This is a genomic window from Streptomyces sp. NPDC001315 (genome assembly GCF_042896175.1).
Classification (GTDB): domain Bacteria; phylum Actinomycetota; class Actinomycetes; order Streptomycetales; family Streptomycetaceae; genus Streptomyces.
In genome coordinates this window covers 41,375-63,256 of sequence record NZ_JBIAWZ010000006.1, presented here as the reverse complement: position 1 = coordinate 63,256, position 21,882 = coordinate 41,375, and the positions used below count along the sequence as shown (strand labels likewise).

18 protein-coding genes are annotated in these 21,882 nt (G+C 70.8%); 10 read left to right on the top strand and 8 right to left on the bottom strand.

Annotation, left to right across the window (positions count from 1 at the left end; all coding sequences use genetic code 11):
* The first annotated feature begins 34 nt into the window (after positions 1-34).
* Genes ACFY16_RS18940 through ACFY16_RS18925 form a run of 4 tightly spaced genes read left to right on the top strand, consistent with a single transcriptional unit; the run spans position 35 to position 3,920 of the window.
* Positions 35-1,444: a basic amino acid/polyamine antiporter gene (locus ACFY16_RS18940; protein ID WP_390648604.1), complete on the top strand. Its 1,410-nt coding sequence runs from the start codon at positions 35-37 to the stop codon at positions 1,442-1,444.
* Positions 1,445-1,460: 16 nt separating this feature from the next.
* Positions 1,461-2,717 carry an arginine deiminase gene (locus ACFY16_RS18935; protein WP_390648259.1) on the top strand — a complete coding sequence of 419 codons (1,257 nt, stop codon included), beginning with the start codon at positions 1,461-1,463 and terminating at the stop codon, positions 2,715-2,717.
* Complete coding sequence (locus tag ACFY16_RS18930) at positions 2,684-3,088, top strand: hypothetical protein (protein WP_390648258.1); 405 nt, start codon at positions 2,684-2,686, stop codon at positions 3,086-3,088. The genes ACFY16_RS18935 and ACFY16_RS18930 overlap by 34 nt, the downstream gene beginning before the upstream one ends.
* Positions 3,089-3,122: 34 nt before the next feature.
* A complete protein-coding gene (locus tag ACFY16_RS18925; protein WP_390648257.1) occupies positions 3,123-3,920 on the top strand; it encodes an alpha/beta fold hydrolase in 798 nt (265 codons plus the stop codon).
* Positions 3,921-3,953: 33 nt separating this feature from the next.
* Here ACFY16_RS18925 and ACFY16_RS18920 read toward each other — a convergent pair whose 3' ends face one another.
* Positions 3,954-5,564: an alpha/beta hydrolase gene (locus tag ACFY16_RS18920; protein ID WP_390648256.1), complete on the bottom strand. Its 1,611-nt coding sequence runs from the start codon at positions 5,562-5,564 to the stop codon at positions 3,954-3,956.
* Between the two features lie 650 nt (positions 5,565-6,214).
* On the opposite strand from ACFY16_RS18920, the gene ACFY16_RS18915 reads away from it, so the two are divergent.
* Positions 6,215-6,871, top strand: coding sequence for a chaplin family protein (locus tag ACFY16_RS18915; RefSeq protein WP_390648255.1), 657 nt, complete (start codon positions 6,215-6,217; stop codon positions 6,869-6,871).
* Positions 6,872-7,329: 458 nt separating this feature from the next.
* A complete protein-coding gene (locus ACFY16_RS18910; RefSeq protein WP_390648254.1) occupies positions 7,330-8,115 on the top strand; it encodes a GNAT family N-acetyltransferase in 786 nt (261 codons plus the stop codon).
* Positions 8,116-8,321: 206 nt separating this feature from the next.
* Here ACFY16_RS18910 and ACFY16_RS18905 read toward each other — a convergent pair whose 3' ends face one another.
* On the bottom strand, positions 8,322-9,203 hold the full coding sequence (locus tag ACFY16_RS18905; protein ID WP_390648253.1) for a GNAT family N-acetyltransferase: 882 nt from the start codon (positions 9,201-9,203) through the stop codon (positions 8,322-8,324).
* Between the two features lie 204 nt (positions 9,204-9,407).
* On the bottom strand, positions 9,408-9,671 hold the full coding sequence (locus tag ACFY16_RS18900; protein WP_390648252.1) for a GlsB/YeaQ/YmgE family stress response membrane protein: 264 nt from the start codon (positions 9,669-9,671) through the stop codon (positions 9,408-9,410).
* A 217-nt stretch (positions 9,672-9,888) separates the two neighbouring features.
* Here ACFY16_RS18900 and ACFY16_RS18895 point away from each other — a divergent pair, with 217 nt between their 5' ends.
* A complete protein-coding gene (locus ACFY16_RS18895) occupies positions 9,889-11,334 on the top strand; it encodes a hydrolase (RefSeq protein ID WP_390648251.1) in 1,446 nt (481 codons plus the stop codon).
* 36 nt (positions 11,335-11,370) lie between these two features.
* Here ACFY16_RS18895 and ACFY16_RS18890 read toward each other — a convergent pair whose 3' ends face one another.
* Complete coding sequence (locus ACFY16_RS18890; protein WP_390648603.1) at positions 11,371-14,094, bottom strand: sugar-binding domain-containing protein; 2,724 nt, start codon at positions 14,092-14,094, stop codon at positions 11,371-11,373.
* A 187-nt stretch (positions 14,095-14,281) separates the two neighbouring features.
* A complete protein-coding gene (locus ACFY16_RS18885) occupies positions 14,282-15,466 on the bottom strand; it encodes an ROK family protein (protein ID WP_390648250.1) in 1,185 nt (394 codons plus the stop codon).
* Between the two features lie 129 nt (positions 15,467-15,595).
* Between ACFY16_RS18885 and ACFY16_RS18880 the strand changes: the two genes are divergently transcribed.
* Both ACFY16_RS18880 and ACFY16_RS18875 read left to right on the top strand, forming a co-directional pair.
* Positions 15,596-17,050, top strand: a complete 1,455-nt coding sequence (locus ACFY16_RS18880) for an APC family permease (RefSeq protein WP_390648249.1) — start codon at positions 15,596-15,598, stop codon at positions 17,048-17,050.
* A 149-nt stretch (positions 17,051-17,199) separates the two neighbouring features.
* Positions 17,200-17,967, top strand: a complete 768-nt coding sequence (locus ACFY16_RS18875; protein ID WP_390648248.1) for an ArsR/SmtB family transcription factor — start codon at positions 17,200-17,202, stop codon at positions 17,965-17,967.
* Between the two features lie 78 nt (positions 17,968-18,045).
* Here ACFY16_RS18875 and ACFY16_RS18870 read toward each other — a convergent pair whose 3' ends face one another.
* Positions 18,046-18,486 (bottom strand): SPW repeat protein, encoded by a 441-nt coding sequence (locus tag ACFY16_RS18870; protein ID WP_390648247.1) that lies wholly within the window; start codon positions 18,484-18,486, stop codon positions 18,046-18,048.
* Positions 18,487-18,692: 206 nt separating this feature from the next.
* Complete coding sequence (locus ACFY16_RS18865) at positions 18,693-19,283, bottom strand: sigma-70 family RNA polymerase sigma factor (RefSeq protein WP_390648246.1); 591 nt, start codon at positions 19,281-19,283, stop codon at positions 18,693-18,695.
* Positions 19,284-19,409: 126 nt separating this feature from the next.
* Between ACFY16_RS18865 and ACFY16_RS18860 the strand changes: the two genes are divergently transcribed.
* On the top strand, positions 19,410-20,444 hold the full coding sequence (locus tag ACFY16_RS18860) for a MerR family transcriptional regulator (protein ID WP_390648245.1): 1,035 nt from the start codon (positions 19,410-19,412) through the stop codon (positions 20,442-20,444).
* A 30-nt stretch (positions 20,445-20,474) separates the two neighbouring features.
* Here the strand turns inward: ACFY16_RS18860 and ACFY16_RS18855 are convergent, their stop codons facing one another.
* A complete protein-coding gene (locus ACFY16_RS18855) occupies positions 20,475-21,848 on the bottom strand; it encodes a cryptochrome/photolyase family protein (protein WP_390648244.1) in 1,374 nt (457 codons plus the stop codon).
* Positions 21,849-21,882 lie beyond the last annotated feature (34 nt).

The window sequence follows — 21,882 nt, the reverse complement described above, 5'->3', positions numbered from 1 at the left end:
TGCCGCGAAACTGAGCCTGCCGACCCTCACGACCATGGTCGTCGGCTCCATGGTCGGGGCGGGCGTCTTCTCCCTCCCGAGCCGCTTCGCCCAGGAGACGGGCGTGGCCGGCGCGCTGATCGCCTGGGCCGTCGCCGGCACCGGCATGCTGATGCTGGCCTTCGTCTTCCAGACCCTCGCGGTGCGCCGGCCGGATCTCGACGCCGGCGTGTACGCCTACGCCAAGGCGGGCTTCGGCGAATACCTCGGTTTCTTCTCGGCCTTCGGCTACTGGGCCAGCGCCTGCGTCGGCAACGTGACGTACTGGGTGCTGATCATGTCGACGATCGGTGCGATCGCCCCCTCCCTCGGCGACGGCGACACCGTGCTCTCGGTGGTCCTCTCCTCGGTGGGCCTGTGGCTGTTCTTCCTGCTCATCAGCCGCGGGGTGAAGGAGGCCGCGGCCATCAACCGGATCGTCACGATCGCCAAGGTCGTGCCGATCATCGTCTTCGTCGTCCTCGCGCTCTTCTACTTCGAACCCCGGGTCTTCGCCGACAACTTCGCCGGCGCCGACTACGCCGGTTCGCTCTTCAATCAGGTCAAGGGCACCATGCTGGCCACCGTCTTCGTCTTCCTCGGCGTGGAGGGTGCCAGCGTCTACTCGCGGCACGCCCGCCGCCGCGAGGACGTCGGCCGAGCCACCGTCCTCGGCTTCCTCAGCGTCTTCGCGATCTTCGCGTCGGTGACCATCGTGTCGTACGGCATCATGCCGATGAGTGAGATCGCCGAACTGCGCCAGCCGTCCATGGCCGGCGTCCTGGAGCACGCGGTGGGCACCTGGGGCGAGGTCTTCGTCAGCGTCGGGTTGATCGTCTCGGTGCTCGGCGCCTATCTCGCCTGGACCCTGATGGCCGCGGAGGTGCTGTTCGTGGCGGCCAAGGACGACGACATGCCGCGGTTCCTCAAGCGCTCCACCGCGGCCGACGTGCCGGTGCCCGCGCTGGTGATGTCGACCCTGCTCAGCCAGCTCTTCCTGATCGTCACGCTGTTCTCGGACGACGCGTTCAACTTCGCGCTGGACCTGACCAGCGCACTGACGCTGATCCCCTTTCTGCTGGCCGCGGCCTTCGCCGTACGGATCGCGCTCGCCCGCGGGCCGCGCGGGCAGGGGGAGGGCGGGGAAGCGGAGCGGCTGGGGGACCGGGGTGGGAACAGGAACGGGGAACTGCTCGTCGCAGCGCTCGCCACCATCTACACCGCGTTCCTTCTCTACGCGGCCGGACTGAAGTTCCTCCTCGTCTCCTTCATCATCTACGCCCCCGCCACCGTCCTGTTCGTGATGGCCCGCAGGGAGCAGGGCAGGCGGCTGTTCTCGCCGCACGAACTCGTCGTCCTGGCCGTGTCGGTGGCCGGCGCGGTCCTCGGGATCGTCGCCCTGACCCTGGGCTGGATCAGCCTCTGACCCCGGAAGGTGCACCGTGACCAGTCAAGACACCCGCCCCGTGTACGGCGTCCACTCCGAGGTCGGCAGGCTGCGCAAGGTGCTTGTCTGTGCCCCCGGGCTCGCCCACCGCAGGCTCACCCCCACCAACTCCGACGACCTGCTCTTCGACGACGTGATGTGGGTGGAGAACGCCCAGCGCGACCATCTCGACTTCGTCAACAAGCTGCGCGGACGTGGCGTCGACGTGGTCGAGTTGCACGAGCTGCTCGCGCAGACCATGGCGATCCCCGAGGCCCGGGACTGGCTCCTCGACCGGAAGATCACCGCCAACGAGGTCGGGCTGGGCCTCATCGACACCACGCGCGCCTACCTCGAGACCCTCGAACCGGGTCGGCTCGCCGAGTTCCTGATCGGCGGCCTGGCCACCGCCGACCTGCCGGACGAGTACCGCACCGGCTACGTCACCCTCGCCCGCGAGTCGACCGGCGTGCGTGAGTACCTGATGCCCCCGCTGCCCAACACCCTCTACACCCGCGACACCACGTGCTGGCTGTACGGCGGCGTCACGCTCAACCCGCTGTACTGGCCGGCCCGGCACGGCGAGACCCTGCTGATGAAGGCGATCTACGCCTTCCATCCCGACTTCGTGGACTCCAACGTCTGGTGGGGCGATCCCGAACTCGACTGGGGGCAGGCGACGTTCGAGGGCGGGGACATCATGCCCGTCGGCAACGGTGTCGTGTTGATGGGGATGAGTGAACGCACCTCGCGGCAGGCCATCACCCAGGTCGCCAAGGCCCTGTTCGACCGGGGCGCCGCCAGGCACGTTGTCGTCGCCGGCATGCCGAAGCTGCGCTCCGCGATGCACCTGGACACCGTGTTCACCTTCGCCGACCGCGACCTGGTGACGCTGTATCCGACCATCATGGAGGCTGTCCACGCCTTCTCCCTGCGCCCCTCGGACAAGGCGCCCGGCGTCGACATCACCGACGAGGGCTCGGCCTCGTACGTCGACGTGGTCGCGAAGGCGCTCGGCCTGTCGGAGTTGCGGGTCGTGGAGACCGGCGGGGACGTCTACGCCTCCGAGCGGCAGCAGTGGGACAGCGGCAACAACGCGGTCGCGCTGGAACCCGGTGTGGTGTTCACGTACGACCGCAACACCCAGACGAACACGTTGCTGCGCAAGGCCGGTATCGAGGTGGTCACCATCGTCGGTGCCGAGTTGGGGCGCGGGCGGGGCGGTGGGCACTGTATGACGTGTCCGATCGTCCGGGACCCTGTGGAGTTCTGACGGCACGGCAGCAGTTCAGGACGCAATCAGCCCACTTCGCGGCCGACTCCGACCCTGCAGCCCGAGACCCGCAACCTGGCCGACGTCCTGGCGACGCGGCCGACCGTGTCGACAGCCCGGTCCTGCTGCTCGCGGGCAGCGAGAACGGGCTGTGGCTGGACTCGCAGAAGCTGTGCCGCGACGTACTCGCCCACCGGCAGCCGCAGTTGGACGTGACGTACACCGAGATCCCCGGCCACGGGCACCTGGACACCTTCCTCGGCCGGGGCGCCGCCCTGGACGTGTTCGGGTACATCCTCGATTTCCTCGGCGTCGGCGGTGACGGCCGCAGGGACGGCCGGTTACCGTACCGGACAGTAACCGGACAGTAACCGGACTGTCCGGACCGCACTCCAGGAGGCACCCATGCCGCTGCTCGAAGTCGACGGCGCAGCCCTGACCTACGACGACGAGGGTCCGCGCGACGGTGCCGGCGTGCCCTTGGTGTTCATCCACGGCTGGACCGCCAACCGGCACCGCTGGGACCACCAGGTGACGCACTTCGCCGAGCGGCGCAGGGTGATCCGGCTCGACCTGCGCGGGCACGGCGACAGCGGCGGGGCGGGCGTGCGGACGATCGAGGAGCTGGCGAAGGACGTCCTCGCCCTCCTCGACCACCTGAAGGTCGAACGGTTCGTGCCGGTCGGTCACTCCATGGGCGGGATGATCTCCCAGACCATCGCCCTCGCCCACCCCGAGCGGGTCGAGCGCATGGTGCTGGTCAACTCCATCAGCCGGATGACGTACAGCCGAGGGCGAGGGCTGCTGATGGCGGCCTCGACCCTCGTCCCCTTCAAGCTGTTCGTCGCCACCAACATCCAGCGGGCGTTCGCCCCCGGCTACCCGCGGGAGGAGATCCGGGAGTACGTGCGGTCCTCCGCGGACACCCCGCGCGAGGTCGTGATGACGCTGTACGGCGCCATGCGGGCCTTCGACGTCCTGGACCGGGTCGGCGAGATTCGCACGCCCACCCTGCTCGTCCACGGCTACTACGACATCCAGCTGCCCGTGAAGCAGATGCTGCGGATGGCCAAGAGCTACCCGGACGCGGAGGTCCGGATCCTCGACGCCGGCCATGAACTCCCGGTGGAGAAGCCGGCCGAACTCACCGCGGCGATCGACCGGTTCGTCAGGACGGCGCAGGCAGGCGAGACGACGCCCTGAGTGAATCATGCGTCATGCCCTTGTGCCCCGGGCTCAGTCGTCGTCCTCCGAGCCGCAGGAGCTGCCGCTCGCCGGCAGGGAGCCGTACAGCAGGAACGCGTCGACCTTGCCGTGCACGCACTTCGAGGACGCGTACCCGGTGTGGCCCTCGCCCCTGTTGTCGAGCACCACGGCCGACGGGCCGAGCCGCTTCGCCGTCTCCAGGGTCCAGCGGTACGGCGTCGCCGGGTCACCGCGCGTGCCGACGAGGAGCATCTTCGGCGTGTGGACGTTCTTGACGTCGTCGCGGATGTAGTCGGTGCCCTTGGGGCGGCCATAGCACATCAGCACCTGGCTGAGCCGGTACTCGCCGAACACCGCGGACGCCTGGTCGTACTCGGTGCGCAGCCGGTCGAGGTCTTTGGTGACCTGCGCGGCGGCGGGGCGATCGGGGTCGTCCGCGCAGTTGATCGCCATCAGTGCCGCCGGAAGGTTGTCGAGGGGAACGTCCGCCGGGTCGACGAGGCCGCCGGCCTTGTGCCCGGAGTGCGGCTTTCCGTTCTCCTGCCGGATCGGGAGCGCGTATCCGCCGGAGACGAACCCCATGATCGCGCGCGTTTCGCCGTCCTCGACCAGCTGGGCCAGGGCCCGCTCCAGCAAGGGCCAGAACTCCTTGCTGTAGAGCGCCTGACCGATCGCGCCCACGAGGTCCTGGCCGGAGAACTGGTCGCCGAAGTCCGTCGGTACCGGGTCCTCGTCGAGCGAGTGGACGATCTGTACGATCTGCTCCCTGGCCGCGCGCGCATCCTGCCCGAGCGGGCAGGCGACGTCCTTCGCACACCAGTCGAGGAAGTCCTCCAGCGCGACCTGCTGGCCCGCGGCGCCTGCCGCCCCCTGCTCGGACAGCGGCTCGGTCAGTGTGTCCACCCCGTCGAGCGCCATCCGGCCCACCCGGTCCGGGAACTGGGCCGCGTACACCGCGCCGAGCCGCGTTCCGTAGGAGAACCCGAGGTAGTTCAGCTTCTTGTCGCCGAGCGCCTGGCGTATGACGTCCATGTCCCGCGAGACGTTCACGGTGCCTATGTGCGGCAGTACGGGCCCGGCGTGCCGGGCGCACGCGTCCGCCGACTTCTTGAGCTGCCTGAGGACGGCCTTCGGATCGGCGAGGCTGTCCGCGCTCTCCCCGGTGGCCGCCCAGGCGCCGTCCTGGCCCTCGCCGCAGCTGACGGGCGAGGACCGGCCGACCCCGCGGGGGTCGAAGGAAACCACGTCGTAGCCGTTGGTCAGACCCATGAAGTCCTTGCTGTCGGTGGCCAGCCCGCTGACCCCGGAGCCGCCCGGCCCGCCGAAGTTGAGCAGCACCGAGCCTCGCGACCGACCCGTCGCCCGGTAGCGGGCCAGGGCCAGGTCGAGGGTGCCGGAACCGGGCCTCGCGTAGTCGAGGGGGACCGTGACCGTGCCGCACTGCAGGTCCTCGGGCATGCCCTCGCCCCGGCACGCCGACCAGGTGACCTTCTGGCGGTAGAACCGGGACAGATCGGGCTCGCCGCCGTCCCCGCTCTGCGCGGTCGCCGCAGGCAGTCCCGCGCCGAGCAGTGCCAGCCCGACGGTTCCGACGAGCGCGCAGCGCCGTATCGCGGGCCGCGCTGACAGCTTTGCCGGCATGGATGCCTCCAGGGCGCCCCACGGCGGACCGGGCGCTTCCGCTCACGATAGGCGGGCTCGGGAAGCCCCGCCTCCGGACGAGCGGGGCCCGGGCGGCGGCGTCGGGCGGCGGCGTCGGGCCGGGCCGGGCTGAGATGCGGCATCCGGACCTTCACTTCACGATGGGTGAGCAGGTGACCAGGTCACGACAGCGAGCGCAAGAAGTGTGACCGCTGAACGACCACCGCCCCAGTGGCTCTTCCCGAGGCCCACGGCCGTCCCGCCGACGAGCCGGTCGGCGCCGATGGGCGGTCCGGTCGGCAGCCGCAGGACGTCGGCGTCGCCGTCTGCCGGGATGAGTACGGGCGGCTTCGAGCACCTGCTCGACGCGCTCCTGGCCCGGCCGGCCAACGGCGTGCGCGAGGACGACGTGGCGGCGCTCCTCGCCGCCCGGCGGTCCCGCTGATCGTCGTACCGTCACCGTCGTACCGGTACGACTGCTACCGGTACGACGGTATTGCTGCCCGTTCGACAGCTGTGCCGCTCAATGGGGTGAAAGGCCGGTAAGCCATAACTTCGATGGTTCGACCTGCGTTCTACCCGGTGCGGGCGAGCGCCCGCGACCATGTCTGGAAGGCAGAGAACCTATGAGACGGGCTACCCGAAACGGTGTGATCGCCGTAGCCGCCGCCTCCGGCGCGATGGCAGTAACGATCCCCGCGTACGCCGGTTCCGCGGCGGACGGTTCCGCGGCCGGCTCGCCCGGTGTGATCTCCGGCAACACCGTCCAGGTTCCGGTGCACATCCCGCTGAACGTGTGCGGGAACACCGTGAACGTGGCGGGGCTGCTGAATCCGGCCGCGGGCAACATCTGCGCCAACGAGGACTCCGCCGACGCCAAGGCCGCGGCCCCCGCACCCGGCGGGGCATCCGCACGCGATGGGGCGGTGGCACACGGCACGACGGCGAACTCGCCCGGCGTCGTCTCCGGCAACGTCGTGCAGCTCCCCGTCCACCTCCCGGTGAATGTCAGCGGCAACACCGTGAACGGGGTCGGCGTCGGTAACGCGGCCGTCGGCAACAAGTCGACGAACACCTACGGTGACGCCCCCGCCACCCCCTCCACCCCCGTGAGCCCGGTCCCGGTGAAGTCGGCTCCGCCGAAGGCGCACCAGGCGCCGGCGCCCGCGCCGCACGACCTGGGCGAGCCCGTCTCCCTCGCCCACACGGGAATGGACCAGACCCTCCCGGCCCTCGCCGGCGGCGCCGCCCTGGTCCTGGGCGGAGCAGCCCTCTACCGGCGCTTCCGTCCGCGTGCGGAGTACTGACCGGAACCAGCCCAGCGATTCCGGTCCGACGGAGGGTCTCCCCTGTGGGGGCCCTCCGTCAGGCGTCCCCACAGTGAAGCGCGCCTGAGCCCCACCCAGGCGTGGGCCGCTGTACACAAGGGGCAAACGGATCGTCACCCACCGCCCGCCCCTCGGTGATACAGAGCCGCGGGCTCCGTGCCGAGGGCTCGCTCGCGTAGGGCGGGAAAGGGGTGCCGACGCCCCACGGCGACCGGCGGGAGCGCCGTCCACGGAAGGGACCGGCGCCCCTGCCGTCGAGGACGACTCCGCCGGTGAGGGAGCCCGCGATGCCCGCGTACTACACCGTGATCTGCAGGACGGCGACCCGGGCCGGCGGCACGCGCGCGTGGCGTGCCTCTCCCTCGCGGCGGTGCGGCCCGACGTCGCCCGGCGGTAAATCCGTTGAGCGGGCCGGGCCTTGATGCTGGAGTGAGCGCATGAATCAGACGGATCACGCGGCGGTACTCGCCCGTTACGACCGGGCCATGCGCGAAGGCGCCCGCCCCGACGGCCCAGACACCCGCATCGAACGCGCCGGCAACGTGGTCCGCCAGGTCGCCTCCGCACAGGGCTGGAACGGGGTGTTGTGGTCAGCGCTGGATGCGGCCGGCGCCGACGCGGCGATCGCCGAGCAGATCGCGTACTTCACGGGGCTCGGCCGCGAGTTCGAGTGGAAGGTCTACGGGCACGACCTGCCGACCGACCTCGGGCAGCGGCTCGAGGCGGCCGGGTTCACACCCGAGCCGCAGGAGACGCTGGTCATCGCCGAAGTGGCGAGTCTGACTCTCGACGCCGAGCCGCCGGCGGGCATCCGCATCCTGCCCGTCACCGACGCCGCGGGCGTCGACCTGATGGCCGAGGCGCACGAGAAGGCGTTCGGTAGGGACAGCACACGGCTGCGCCACCGGATGCTCGCCCGGCTCGCCGCCGACCCCGACACGATCGTCGCCATGGTCGCCGTCGTCGGCCATGTGCCCGTGAGCTCGGCCCGCATGGAATTGGTCCCCGGCACGCCGTTCGCCGGACTGTGGGGCGGCGGCACCGTCGAAGCCTGGCGCGGCCGGGGCATCTACCGCGCCCTGGTCGCCCACCGCGCCCGCGTCGCCGCCGACCGCGGCTACCGCTACCTTCAGGTCGACGCCTCCGCCGACAGTCGCCCCATCCTGGAACGCCTCGGCTTCACCGCACTGAGCACGACGACGCCGTACGTGTATGTGCCGTAGCGCGCCGTCCGTAAGGGGTGCCGCAGGTCGGCTCTGGCGCCCGCTGTTTGTCACGGCGGGAACACCGGGAGCACCGGGCAGGACAGCGCCGTACGCGTAGGTGCTCACGGCCCGGATCGACGCCTCGGTGGACGCGTTCGGCCTGACGTGACGTCACCCGGGCCGCGCTTCGGCACGTCCCCTGGTGAGGGCGGTGCCGCGCCGGGTCACAGGTCGTGCTGGTACTCGACCGACCTGTGCGTGGGGACGTAACCGAGGGCGTCGTTGACGGCGAGCATGGGTGCGTTGCTGTCCGCCGTGTCGGTGAGCAGGCCGCCCAGCTCCGGGTGCCGCTCGCGTGCCCGGCGGATCGATGCCGCCTTCATCCAGCGGGCGAGGCCGTGGCCGCGGTGCTCCGGCAGCACCGCCGTACCGTAGTGCTGTCCGTCGCCCCGGCCGTCGCCCGGCACGACCAGTTCGGAGAAGCCGACGACGGAGCCGTCCGCCGCGTCCACCGCGGCGACCGTGTGCAGCAGGTCGCCGCGCCGTGCGACCGCCTCGGCGGCCGCGACCACGCGTTCCACGTCCCACACGACCGTGCCGTAGTCGGTGTTCTCCATCGGCATGTCGTCCATGGCGCGACGCGAGTCGGCGTACGTCCGCGCCAGTTCGACCGGTACGGTGCCCTCCCACTCCGTCAGCCGGTAGCCCGGGTGGGGGCGGTCGGCGAGTTCGTCCAGGGCAGTGAGGTCGGGGTCCGCCAGCGTCAGCCGGGCGTACGTCAGGGACAGCGCCGGCCGGAAGGCCCGCGCCGCCAGGAACAGGTCTGCTGGGGAGCCCTGTTCGGCCTGAGCGACCACCGATCGCCGGCCTTCCGTCCGCGCCGCGGCCAGGGCGGCGTCCAGCAGCCGGGTGCCGACGCCCCGCCGACGTTCCGCACCGTGCACCGCGAGCTCCAGCTCGGCGAGGTGCTTCTGCCCCTCGCGGGTGAACAGCCGCAGGAACGCGGACCCGACCGGCTCACCGTCGGCGCCGGAGGCCAGCCAGACCAGACGACGACTCGACGGGCCGGGCTCGGGATCGGTGAGCGGGGTGATGCGCAGGGACAAGGCGGCTCCGTCACGGTCGGGGCGGTGGGTGCACGGTGAGTGTCGAGCCGCAGCAGCCAATCGCAACGGGGCACCGCCCCGCAACGGAATTTGCGGCGGCCCGGCGGGCAGCACCCCCCAACATCAGCGGGCGCGCCCTCATGCCTTTCGGGAATCGCCGCCTGCCCCTTTTGAACCTTGAGCCACGCAAGCGTGGCGCGAGCCCTACCGTCGTGTCCGGGCCCGGTCCAGCGTGGCCACGCCCAGCGCGGCGAGGCCGATCTGGATGAGCCACTCGATCCAGTCGATGCCCTTGGTGTCGGCCACGTCGAACGCGGCGGCGATCGCCGATCCGACGAACGCGGCCAGTATGCCGACGGCGATCGTCCACAGGATGCCGATGCGCTGGCGCCCCGGGACGACGAGCCGTCCCAGCACACCGATGATGATGCCGATGACGATGGCACTGAAGATGCTTGAGATCTCCATTTCCGCCCCTCTTTGTCGGACCCTCGCTGCACTGCATCTGCCCGCTGGAGCGTGGGGCAGTCCCTTCCGGTTATTGCCCGCGCTTGATGTTCACCGGGCGGCAATGCCATGTACCTTTCAATTGGTCAACGCGTGTAGAACCCTCACCTTCTGTCTACGCGCGCAGACTTGGCGCCCGCACCCGCATATTTCCCCACCCCTCACGGAGGTTTGACGGATGCTCGGATCCAGAAGATCCCGCCGCAGACTCAGCACCTGCCTGGTCGGCCTCGGGCTGCTCGTCACCGGAGCCGCCCTCCAGGTCAGTACCAGTGCCACGCCCGCCCACGCGGCCACCCCGCACCGCATCCTGTTCGACAACGCCCACGCCGAGACGGCCGGGAACGCCGACTGGATCATCTCCACCAGCCAGCCCGACCCGCTCTCCGAGGACTCCTCCCCGTCCTCCGAGACGGACTGGACGGGCGCGCTGTCCTCCTGGGGCGTCGCCCTGCAAAAGACCGGCGACTACAGCCTCAAAACACTGCCGTCCGGCTCCAGCCTCAGCTACGGCGGCTCGACGACGACCGACCTGTCGAACTTCGACACGCTGGTCCTGCCCGAACCGAACACCCTCTTCACCACCGCCGAAAAGACCGCGATCATGAACTTCGTCAAGAACGGCGGCGGCCTGTTCATGATCTCCGACCACACGGGCGCCGACCGCAACAACGACGGCGAGGACGCGGTCGAGATCCTCAACGACCTGATGACCAACAACAGTGTCGACTCGACCGACCCGTTCGGCTTCTCCATCGACACACTCGACGTCGGCTCCGGCTACCCGGCCGCGATCAGCGACAGCAGCGACCCGGTGCTGCACGGCTCCTTCGGCACCGTCACCAAGAGCCTGATCGCCGACGGCACCACGGCCACGCTCAAGCCCGCCGACAACTCCGCCGTCAAGGGCCTGCTCTACCGCAGCGGTTACTCCGGCAACACCGGCGCCTTCTTCGTCACCAGCACCTTCGGCAGCGGCCGGGTCGCCTTCTGGGGCGACACCTCGCCGGCCGACGACGGCACCGGCCAGTCCGGCAACACCCTGTACGACGGCTGGAACGACACCGGCGCCACCAACGCCCCCCTCGCCCTGAACGCCACGGAGTGGCTGTCCGGCGCGAGCGGCACCGGCGGCGGAGGGGGAGGCGGCACCTGCACCGCCGCCCAGCTCCTGGGCAACAGCGGCTTCGAGTCCGGCAGCTCCACCTGGAGTGCGACCAGCGGCGTCATCACCAACTCCACGAGTGAGTCCGCCCGTACGGGTTCGTACTACGCCTGGCTCGACGGCAACGGGGCCGCCACCACCGACACTCTCTCCCAGTCGGTGACCATCCCGTCCGGCTGCGCCGCGACCCTGAGCTTCTACCTGCACATCGACACCGCGGAGACCACGGCCAGCACCGCGTACGACACCCTCAAGGTGCAGGTCCTCAACAGCTCCGGCACGGTCCTGAGCACCCTGGCCACGTACTCGAACCTCAACGCGGCCTCCGGCTACACCCAGCGCAGCTTCAGCCTGAGCGGCTACGCCGGGCAGACGGTGACGGTCAAGCTCACCGGCACGGAGGGCTCCAAGCTCCAGACGTCATTCGTCGTCGACGACACGGCGCTCAACGTGAGCTGACGCCCCGGGGCCCGGCCCTGTGCCGGGCCCACCCGGTCAGGCCGCCGGGACGGTCCGTTCCGGCGTGTTCCAGCCGGAGATCCGCACCCGCGGCGCGGAGCCGCGCAGATCGGCCGTCCGGTAGGTGGCGGTCAGCGTCACCGACTCGCCGGGCCAGAGGCTGACGGCGTTGTCCGACCACCGCACCGGCAGGACCGGCTTTCCCACCGAGTCGACGAGATGGACGTCCGTCAGCAGTGACGGGGTCTTCGCGCTCCCCGTGGCGCTCACGGTCACCGTGGTGGTCGACGTGTCGCCCGAGGACTGCGTCGACGCTGTGGCCGACACCGGCGCCTGCGCCATCGAGGCCAGCCCCTTCAGGTCCGCGTAGCCGGTCGTCGGCGTGTAGTACCAGTCGGTCTTGGCCCAGTCGAGGGTGTCCGGCTCGGTGGAGAGCCAGTACACGTTCCGGCTCACCTCCTTGCCCGTGGAGTCGGTCAGCGTCAGGCGGGCCAGGTACGTCGTCGACAGCCCGCTCACCGACGACGGCAGCGTCAGTACGGTGCTGTGCGCGCCGTCCCCGTTCACGGTCACCCCGGTCACCGTCCTGTCGTACTTCTGTGTGCCGTCGGGGTTGAACAGCGTGGCCCGCACGGTGAGTCCGGTGGCGGAGGCGTGCTGGTTGTCGACCACGACGACCGAGCGGTCGTCGTACGAGTACTGGACGTGCAGCGGCTCGTTCGCCTTCTTCGCCCCGAAGTAGGCGCCACCCTGGTCGAGATAACGGTCCATCAGCTGCCAGTGCAGCGACGTCCAGCCGCTGTTGAACATCCAGTGGATCACTCCGGTGGACGGCTTCGAGGAGTCGGTGGCGTTGCGCCCGTACGCCTCGAACTGGGCGCGGACGGCCTCGTACTGGGCGAGCTGCGCCTTGCGCACGTAGTCGGTGAGGCTCGTCGGGGCGCCGTAGCGGCCGGTGAGGGCGTTGTCGTAGAGCTTGAGCGTGCCGAAGGTGGCGGACGGGGAGCGGTGGTACTGCTTGGCGTCCGGGTTCTTCCAGAGGGTGTCCAGCTCGGCCGGTGTCATCATCCGGCGCAGGGTGTCGAGGGTGGGGATGTCGGGGCCCGCGCTGGTCTCGGAGTTGAAGCCGGTGGCTCCGCCCTCCCGTTTGGCGTACCAGTAGCTCGGGGGGATCCAGTCGTAGGGGCCGGTCATCTTCATCCCGGAACTCCCCGACCGGGGCGAGGATTTGTCGGAGGCGGCGGGGATCACGGGGTTCGGCCAGTCGGCGGCCGTCAGGGCGTCCAGATAGTTCTTCTCGATCGTGGCGTCGGGGGCGGCGTCGCTGCCGATCAGGAAGGAGAGCACGCTCGGGTGGTCGCGCAGCCGGGCGGCCTCGGCGGCCATCGAGGCCTTGGCGACGCGATAGTCGGCGGACGTCCACTTCTCGCCGGACTCGCTCGTGTTGACCTGGCCCTCCCACTTGTCGCAGCACTCCCAGCCCGGCAGGGTGAGGATGCCGTACCAGTCGGCGAGGTCGAAGAACTCGTCCGGCTCGATGTGGCCTTCCAGCCGGATGGTGTTGAGGCCGAGGTCGACGGCGTACTTCAGCCGGTCCTCGACGTAGGTGCTGTCCCAGCGCAGGAACTCGTCCGGGGACCAGCCGCCGCCCTTGATCAGCAGCCTGCGGCCGTTGATCCGGTACTGGCGGGCGCCGTCGGAGTTCAGCGGCGCCCGGACGTCGCGGATGCCGAAGCTCTCGTGCGCGGTGTCCGACACCGTGCCCGCGACGGACGCGGTCAGGTCCAGTCCGTACAGGGGCTGTCCGCCCATGCCCGCCGGCCACCACACCTGCGGGGACGTCAGGTGCAGACCGGGGACGTCGGCGGGGGTGAAGGTCACGGTCTTCGTCTCATGGGCGGCGAGCGCGACCGTCTTCGTGAAGGACGTTTCCCCGATGGTTCCCGCGACCTCGGTCGTGACGGCCGCGTCGGAGTCGTTGCGGGCCCGCGCCTTGACGGTCAGGTCCGCCGAGGCCAGTGACGGTACATCCAGCTTGGTCACCACGTGAGCGTCGCGCAGCGCGACCGGGCCGTTGTGGCGGACGAGGACGTCGCGGACGATGCCCATGTTCTGGTCGGGCGGCGGCTGGAGCCAGTCGAGCCAGCCCATGGTCAGGTTCTTGTTCGGCTGGTTGGGCTGGATGCGGAAGGCGACCGTGTTCGTGCCCGCCCTGACGAGGGAGGTGACGTCCAGCTCGTGCTGGGTGTAGGCGCCGGCGACGTCCGCGGTCCCGGCCACCTGCTTGCCGTTGACGTACACGTCCGCCGCCGACATCACCCCGCTGAAGTCGAGGTAGGTGCGCTGCCCGGGGTCGGCGACCGTGAAGTCGGAGCGGTACCACCAGGGGACCTGGAAGTCGGCCTTCGGGATCTTCTGCTGGTTGGTGGAGTAGAACGGGTCGGCGTAGACGCCGTCGGCGAGCAGGGCCGCGAGGACGGTGGAGCGGGGCCCGGCCGGGTACCAGCCGGTCACCGGATAGCCGGGGGAGGAGATGGCCGACGGTGTGTCGCTCACCTTCGCCGTCGACTGGATCGCGAAGCCGGAGAGCGGGGTGGTGGAGGTGCCCGCCGCGGCGGGGATACGGGCGGTCCGGACCTGTCCGTGCGGCGGCGCCGGATGCCGGGCCTCGGCCCACGCGCTCGTGTTGAGCGAGCAGAGCAGGCCCAGGGTCACGGAGGACATGGCGAGGCGGCGGCGGGCAGCGGGGCGAGGGAACACAGCGGTCTCCAGCCTCGTCAAGTTAGGAAACTTTACTAACTCGGCTCAAGCTAGGGCGCGGAGTGGGGCGTGTCAATCACCGTGGCCGGGGTGTGAATTGCTCGTGATGCGGACGACCTGTGGCTCATGACGCGGACGAACCGATGCTCAGGACGACCTGTTGCTCACGTCACGGACGACCCGTTGCTCACGACGCCGACGACCTGCGCTCGAACACCATCTCCCGCGCCGTCCCCAGCGCCGTCGCCACCGCGCCGAGCAGCACCGCGTCCTCACCCAGTCGGCTCGGGGATATCTTCGGCCGCAGCGGCGTGAGCGTGCGCAGGTGCTCCCGGACCGGGCCCAGCAGCAGGTCCACGCTGTGGCCGACGCCCCCGCCGAGCACCACCAGGTCGGGGTCGAGCACGGCGGTGGCCGCCGCCACCGTGTGGGCGATCCGCTCGCCCTCGAGCTGCACCGCCCGGCGCGCGGCCGGGTTGCCGTGCCGCGCCGCGTCGAACACCGCCTTCGCGGTGAGCTGCCCGTTCATTCCGAACCCGCGCGCCGCCTCCACCACGGCCACCCCCGACACCGCGTCCTCCAGCCGCTCCGGCTTCCGCTGCCCCGGCCAGGGCAGGAACCCGATCTCCCCGGCCAGCCCGTGCGCGCCGGTGAACAGGCGCCCCTCGCTCACCACTCCCATGCCGAGACCGGTGCCGATCAGGATGTACGCGAACAGCCGGCTGCCCGCGCCGACCCCGTACGTGTACTCGCCCAGCGCGGCCAGGTTGGCGTCGTTGTGCAGCTCCAGCGGGACGCCCAGCTCCTCCCGCAGCCGGTCCAGCAGTCCGGCGCGGCCCCACCCCGGCAGATGCATCGCGTAGCGGACACGGCGCTGCTTCTCGTCGTACACCCCGGGCGTGCCCACCACCCCGTGCACCACCTCGGCCGGGTCCACGCCGGAGTTGGCGACCACCTGCCGGGCGGCGGAGACGATCAGATCCGTCAGGGCGCCGGAGCCGCGGGCCCGGTTGCGCACGTCGGCCCGGGCGACCAGCGTGCCGTCCAGGTCGGCGACGGCCACCCGCAGCCAGCTGCGGCCGACGTCCACGCCCAGCGCGTACCCGGCGGCCGGGTCGGGGGCGTACAGGACCGCCGTACGGCCGCGCTCAGGAACGTGGGTACCCACCTCACGGACCAGTCCGGCGGCCTCCAGCGAGGCGAGCGCACTGGACACGGTCGGCTTGGACAGCCCCGTCTCACGGGCCAGTTGGGCGCGCGACGCCGCGCCGAGGCCGCGCAGCCGGTCGAGGAGCAGCCGCTCGTTCGTGCTGCGCAGGCGCTGCCGGTTCCAGGGTTGTTCCTGCTGCTCTACGGCGTCGCTTGCGGGCATCGGACCATTCTCGTGCATTCCCCGCGCATACTTGACGCATCTAGTAAGTCTCCTTAACTATATCGGCCACTCGGTGCCACTCGGCCCCGCCGGGCGAGCGCCTCTCCCTGCCGCGCGTCAGGAGTCCCCATGTCCGGTAGCCCGCCACCCTCGGGTGGCTTCGTCCGCCGCGTCGGCCTTTTCCAGGCCACCGCCATCAACATGAGCCAGATGTGCGGCATCGGTCCGTTCGTGACGATCCCGTTGATGGTCGCCGCGTTCGGCGGCCCCCAGGCGGTCATCGGGTTCGTGGCGGGCGCGGTGCTGGCGCTGTGCGACGGGCTCGTCTGGGCCGAACTGGGCGCCGCCATGCCCGGCTCCGGCGGCAGTTACGTCTATCTCCGCCAGGCCTTCCAGTACCGCACCGGGCGGCTGATGCCCTTCCTGTTCGTGTGGACGGCGATGCTCTTCATTCCGCTGATCATGTCCACCGGCGTGGTCGGTTTCGTCCAGTACCTCGGCTACCTGGCCCCCGACCTGGGCCGGACGTCGGGCGACCTGATCGGCCTCGGCATCATCGCCCTGGTGGTGATCCTGCTCTGGCGCGGCATCGAGCACATCGCCCGCATCACCGCCGTGATGTGGGCCGTGATGATCGCCTCGGTACTGCTGGTGATCGTCGCCGCGGCCACCGACTTCAGCCCGCACATGGCCTTCACCTACCCGGCGAACGCCTTCGATCTGACGAGCGACCACTTCTGGCTGGGCTTCGCCGCGGGCCTGACCATCGGCATCTACGACTACCTCGGCTACAACACCACCGCCTACATGGGTGCCGAGATCAAGGACCCCGGCCGCACGCTGCCGCGCTCCATCCTCTTCTCGATCCTCGGCATCATGGCGATCTACCTGCTGCTGCAGATCGGCACGCTCGGTGTCATCGACTGGCGTCGGATGACCGACCCGCACGACATCGCCTCCACCTCGGTGGCCTCCGCGGTGCTGGAGGAGACCTGGGGCAAGGGCGCCGCCGACACGGTGACCGTCCTGATCCTGATCACGGCCTTCGCCTCGGTGTTCACCGGCCTGCTCGGCGGCTCGCGGGTGCCGTACGACGCCGCCCGCGACCGGGTGTTCTTCCGCCCGTACGAGAAGCTGCACCCCCGGCACCGGTTCCCCACGCTGGGCCTGGCCACGATGGGCGTGATCACCGCGGTCGGCTTCCTGATCGGTCGTCACACCGACCTGGCGACGCTGATCCAGCTCCTGACCACCGTGATGGTGATCGTCCAGGCGCTCGCCCAGATCGTCGCGCTGACGGTCCTGCGCAGGCGTCGGCCGACCCTCGGTCGCCCGTACCGGATGTGGCTCTACCCCGTGCCCAGCGTCCTGGCCTTCGCCGGCTGGTGCGTGATCTACGGCTACGCCGACAAGAACTCCCCGGGCCGGCACCCCGTCGAATGGTCCCTGGCCTGGGTCGCTCTGGGCTGCGTGGCGTTCCTGATCTGGGCACGGCTGGAGAAGGTGTGGCCGTTCGGGGAGAAGGAGATCACCGAGGAGTACGCCGCCACGACCGCGCCGGAGGAGGAGCCCGCCGGAACCTGACCGCCACTCCTTGCGTACGCGCGCCCGGAGCGCCCATGGCGGCGCTCCGGGCGCGCTGTGCTGCTCCGGCACGCAGGGCGTGACCCGTGCTTGACATGCAGGTGATTGCCTGCATAACTTTGGGTGTGCGATCAGAGGGCGACACCAGGATGGACAAGGTCTTCAAGGCGCTGGCCGACGGCACGCGCAGACGGCTGCTGGACCGGCTGCACGAACAGAACGGGCAGACGCTGGGTGAGCTGTGCGAGCACTTCGCCATGGCCCGGCAGTCGGTGACGCAGCACCTGGCCGTTCTGGAGGCCGCCAACCTGGTCGCCACCGTGCGGCGGGGGCGGGAGAAGCTGCACTACCTCAATCCGGTCCCGCTCCACGAGATCCAGGAGCGGTGGATCGACAAGTTCGAGCGCCCGCGCCTGCGCGCGCTCGGCGCAGTGAAGCAACGAGCCGAGGAAGCCATGACCGACAAGCCCGCATTCGTCTACGTCACCTACATCGCGAGCACACCCGAAAAGGTCTGGGAAGCACTCACCGATGCCGACCTGACCGCCGCCTACTGGGGCCACAGCAACGTCTCGGACTGGCAGCCGGGCTCACGCTGGGAACACGTCCGCACGGACGGCTCCGGCGTCGCCGACGTGGTCGGCACCGTGGTGGAGAGTGAGCGCCCGACCCGGCTGGTGACCACCTGGGCCGCACCCGAGCACGAGGGGCGCGCGGACAAGCACTCCCGGGTCACCTTCGACATCCAGCCGCACGCCGACATCGTCCGGCTCACCGTCACCCACGAGAACCTCACGAGCGAGGGCGACTTCGCCGACGTGTCCGCCGGCTGGCCGGCGGTGCTGTCCAACCTCAAGTCCCTCCTGGAGACCGGCAGCCCGCTGCCGCAGGAACCGTGGCTGGTGCCGAACGACTGAACGGGCACGTGCGGGCCGGTCCGCGTGGTGCGGACCGGCCGGCAGGGTGATTCGCCTCCTGCGGTAGTTGCGGGACTTTTACGACCTGGGGGCGCTCCTCGCCGCCGTAACCGCGCACACCAGCCCGAGGACCAGGGCAAGGGCGCCGATGATGATGTTGTTCAGCACGACACCGGTGTCGGGGCTCGTGCCCACGACCCACGGCGAGATGATCATCCACACGCCCAGGGCGCACATGGCCCAGCTGAGCCCGTACATGCGTTCCGGAGCGGCGGTGAACCCGAGAGCCAGCAGGCCGATCGCGACGCCCATGATCAGGTTGTGGGGCGCGAGTGCGGGCTGGCTCGTCGTGTAGTGGAGTATCCAAGGGGATACGGCGCAGTACAGACCGAGCAGGAACACCGGTCCGTCCACGAGCGCCACATCACGACCACCGAGCATGCGGGCGTACCGTGCCCGCATTTCGGAAATATCAGGGTGAGTGGATATATCACCTCTGGTGGGCGAGACGTTGGCCATGACTCGTCTCCTTTGACTAGCAGGCCTGACCGCGTCTGGTGCGGTATGCGGTAAGCGCCGCGTATGTACATTCTGCGCTTATTTAGCCTTTATGTGTAGCTGGGGGAGTGGGCGGTGAGCCGCGGAGAGGCCGGCCCGCGCCCGGCCGACCTCGCGCCGGGGGCAAGCTCGGCGCGTACCCGGGCGCGCCTCCGCCCGCTCTCCTCTCAGGCGGAGAACTCCTGGCACAGACAGCGGCGCAACTGGTGCAGCCCCCGCCGCGCGTGACTCTTGACCGTGCCCAGGGGGAAACCGGTGCGCTCCGCGATCTGCGTCTGGGTCAGGTCCTCGTAGAACGTCAGTCGCAGTACCCGCTGCTGGGGTGCCGGGAGCCGGGCGAGCCCGTCGCGTACGAGCACCTGGTCGAGGACGGCCTCGGGACGCTGCCCCGCGGGCTCGGAGAGCGCGAGCGCTGAGCCGGCCGACGATACGAGGTCCGCGCGGCGGGTGCGCGCGGTGAGCGCGTCGGCGATCTTGCGCTTGGTGATGCCGACGATCCACCCGGCGATCGTGCCGCGCTCGGGCCGGTAGCCCCGGCGGCCGTGCCACACGCCGAGGAACACCTGCTGTGTGACGTCCTCCGCCTCCCTCGCGTCCCCCAGGGAGCGCCAGGCGAGCGTGTGCACCAGGGCCGACCAGCGGTGATAGGCGGCGGTCAGGCAGGCCTCGTCACCTGCCACCAGGCCCCGCGCCAGTTCCTCGTCGGCGAACGACTCCGCCGGGAGGGCCCACGGCGGGGCGCTCGGATGCGGGTTCATGACGGCGGCTCCTCACGTCGGACGGACCGGGCCGCAGCACCGTCGGCGGGCCCCGGTGCCCTCATCGTGCGAGCGCGAGGGCAATCCCCTCAACTCGCATCGGTTCTGCATCGTAAAATCGGCCCCATGGGTGCTTCCGCGAGCGAGTACGCCCCCGAGACAGGTCTCACCACCGGTGCCGTGGCACGCCGGCTGGGGGTGTCACCCACCACGCTGCGCTCCTGGGACCGCAGATACGGCATCGGTCCCGCGCTCCGTTCCGACGGAGGCCACCGGCGCTGGACCCGGCAGGACGTGGCGACGCTGGAGACGATGTGCCGGCTGACGTCCGCCGGTGTGCCGCCCGCCGAGGCGGCCCGTGCCGCGCAGGGGCAGCCGGGCGCCGCCACGCCCGACGCGGATGCCGACGCCCCCGGTGCGCCGCGACCGTCGGGCCGTGCACGGTCACGGGCGGCCGGCCCGCTGCCCCTGGGTGACGTACGCCAGGAGTGCCGCGGCCTCGCCCGCGCCGCCGTCCGGCTCGACGCCCCGGCGGTCGAGGAGCGGCTGTTCGCGGCGGTCGAGGAACACGGCCTGACGGTCGCCTGGCAGGAGGTGATGGTGCCGACGCTGCACGCGGTGGGACGCAAGTGGGTCTCGTCCGGCGACCGTTACGTCGAGGTGGAACACCTGCTGTCCTGGCATGTGTCGGGCACCCTGCGCCGGCACACCCGTCCCCCGATACGGCAGGGCGACGCCGCCGCCCCGGGACCGGTGGTACTGGCCTGCGTGCCCGGCGAGCAGCACACCCTGCCGTTGGAGGCGCTCAACGCAGGACTGAGTGAACTCGGCCTCCCCACCCGGATGTTCGGGGCGGCCGTACCCGCGGAGGCGCTTACAGCCGCGGTCGACCGGCTGGGTCCGGCGGCCGTGGTGCTGTGGGCGCAGGCCCGCTCCTCGGCGACCCTGCCGCTGGCCCGGCGTGTCGCCGCCGCGCAGTGGGGAGTGAGGGGCGCGCGCCGGCAGCCGTTGGTGGTCCTCGCCGGTCCCGGCTGGCTCGGGCGCTCCGCGGACGGGACGGCGAGGCCGAGCGTGCTGAAGGACGCGGTGGAGATGCTGGCCGGTCTGTACGCAGGGCACGGCGGACACGGACACGGAGTCCCCGGCGGCCACGGACGGTAGGCGCCGGGCGTGCGGTTCCTGCACGCCGCCTCAGCCGCGTTCGCGCCCCTGCCGGAAGCGGGCCAGTCCGTCCGCGAGGTCGACGATCGGCTCCGGGTAGTCCGGCGCGGCACGGTCCAGGCCCCGGAGCTTCCACGGCTCGTGCGCCAACGGCCCCTCGAGGTAGGCCAGTTCCGGTACCCATCGTCGTACGTAGGCCCCGTCCGGGTCGTGGCGCCTGGCCTGGGCGACGGGGTTGAGCACCCGGTTGGGGCGGGTGTCGGTGCCGGTCCCCGCCACCCACTGCCAGTTGAGCTGGTTGTTGGCGACATCGCCGTCGACCAGCAGGTCCAGGAAGTGCCGGGCTCCGACCCGCCAGTCGACGTACAGCGTCTTGGCGAGGAAGCTCGCGGTCAACAGGCGGCACCGGTTGTGCATCCAGCCCTCGTACCTGAGCTGGCGCATCCCCGCGTCGATCACCGGATAGCCGGTGCGGCCTTCCCGCCATGCCGCCACGTCCTCCCGCGCCGTCCGCTCGGACCGCCAACGGTCCCGCTTGGTGCGGTAGTCCGCGGTGGCCGCCTCCGGGCGCGCCGCGAGCACCTGGCGGTGGAAGTCGCGCCACGCGAGCTGCCGTACGAACGCCTCGGCACCGGGACCGCCCGCGCGGCGCGCCCGGTGGACGAGTTCGATGGGGGAGAGGGTGCCGAAGTGAAGGTGGGGCGAGAGACGTGAGGTGGCGTCGCCGGCGAGGTCGTCGCGGCTGTCCTCGTAGCCGGTGATGCCACCGCGGAGCCAGGCCGTCAGCCGCTTCCGGCCCTCCGTCTCGCCGCCGGCGGCGAGTCCCTCCGACACTCCGGCCAGGCCGCCACGGGAGGGCAGCTCCTCGGAACCGACGCCGTCCGGGACCGGTACGGCGCGTGGTGCGCCGAGGGTGTCGCGCAGCGCCTGCCGCGACCAGTGCCGGAAGTAGGGGGTGAAGACGGCGAAGTGGTCCGCGGAGGTCGGCGTCACCGCTCCCGGACCGACGGCCGTGGTCACCGTGTCGTGGACGTGCAGTCGCACGCCCTGTCCCTCCAGCGCGCGCCGCAGCCGCTCCTCCCGCCGGTGCGCGTAGGCGCTCACGTCGGCCGCCATGTGCACCTCGTCGGCGTCCGCCCGGGCGGCCGCCCCGCAGACCTGCTCGACGACGTCGCCGGAGCGCACGACGAGCCGCCCGCCGCGCTCGCGCAGGCCCGCGTCCAGGTCCCGCAGGCAGTCGGCGAGGAACGCCAGCCGGTTGGGCGCGGCGAAACCCGAGCCTTCCACGGCCCGGTCGCGCACGAAGAGCGGCACGAGCTGACGGGAGCCCTCGAGGGCGGCCCGCAGCGGGGGATGGTCGTGCAGACGGAGGTCGGAGGTGAACAGGACGACCGAGACGTTCATGAGGGAAGCTCCGGAGAAGGGTGGGGGCCGATGA

Coding starts and splice junctions, on each gene's coding strand:
- ACFY16_RS18940 (WP_390648604.1), top strand. CDS start 35: ATGGTCGTCGGCTCCATGGTCGGGGCGGGCGTCTTCTCCCTCCCGAGC.
- ACFY16_RS18925 (WP_390648257.1), top strand. CDS start 3,123: ATGCCGCTGCTCGAAGTCGACGGCGCAGCCCTGACCTACGACGACGAG.
- ACFY16_RS18920 (WP_390648256.1), bottom strand. CDS start 5,564: ATGCCGGCAAAGCTGTCAGCGCGGCCCGCGATACGGCGCTGCGCGCTC.
- ACFY16_RS18910 (WP_390648254.1), top strand. CDS start 7,330: ATGAATCAGACGGATCACGCGGCGGTACTCGCCCGTTACGACCGGGCC.
- ACFY16_RS18900 (WP_390648252.1), bottom strand. CDS start 9,671: ATGGAGATCTCAAGCATCTTCAGTGCCATCGTCATCGGCATCATCATC.
- ACFY16_RS18895 (WP_390648251.1), top strand. CDS start 9,889: ATGCTCGGATCCAGAAGATCCCGCCGCAGACTCAGCACCTGCCTGGTC.
- ACFY16_RS18885 (WP_390648250.1), bottom strand. CDS start 15,466: ATGCCCGCAAGCGACGCCGTAGAGCAGCAGGAACAACCCTGGAACCGG.
- ACFY16_RS18880 (WP_390648249.1), top strand. CDS start 15,596: ATGTCCGGTAGCCCGCCACCCTCGGGTGGCTTCGTCCGCCGCGTCGGC.
- ACFY16_RS18875 (WP_390648248.1), top strand. CDS start 17,200: ATGGACAAGGTCTTCAAGGCGCTGGCCGACGGCACGCGCAGACGGCTG.
- ACFY16_RS18870 (WP_390648247.1), bottom strand. CDS start 18,486: ATGGCCAACGTCTCGCCCACCAGAGGTGATATATCCACTCACCCTGAT.
- ACFY16_RS18865 (WP_390648246.1), bottom strand. CDS start 19,283: ATGAACCCGCATCCGAGCGCCCCGCCGTGGGCCCTCCCGGCGGAGTCG.
- ACFY16_RS18860 (WP_390648245.1), top strand. CDS start 19,410: ATGGGTGCTTCCGCGAGCGAGTACGCCCCCGAGACAGGTCTCACCACC.
- ACFY16_RS18855 (WP_390648244.1), bottom strand. CDS start 21,848: ATGAACGTCTCGGTCGTCCTGTTCACCTCCGACCTCCGTCTGCACGAC.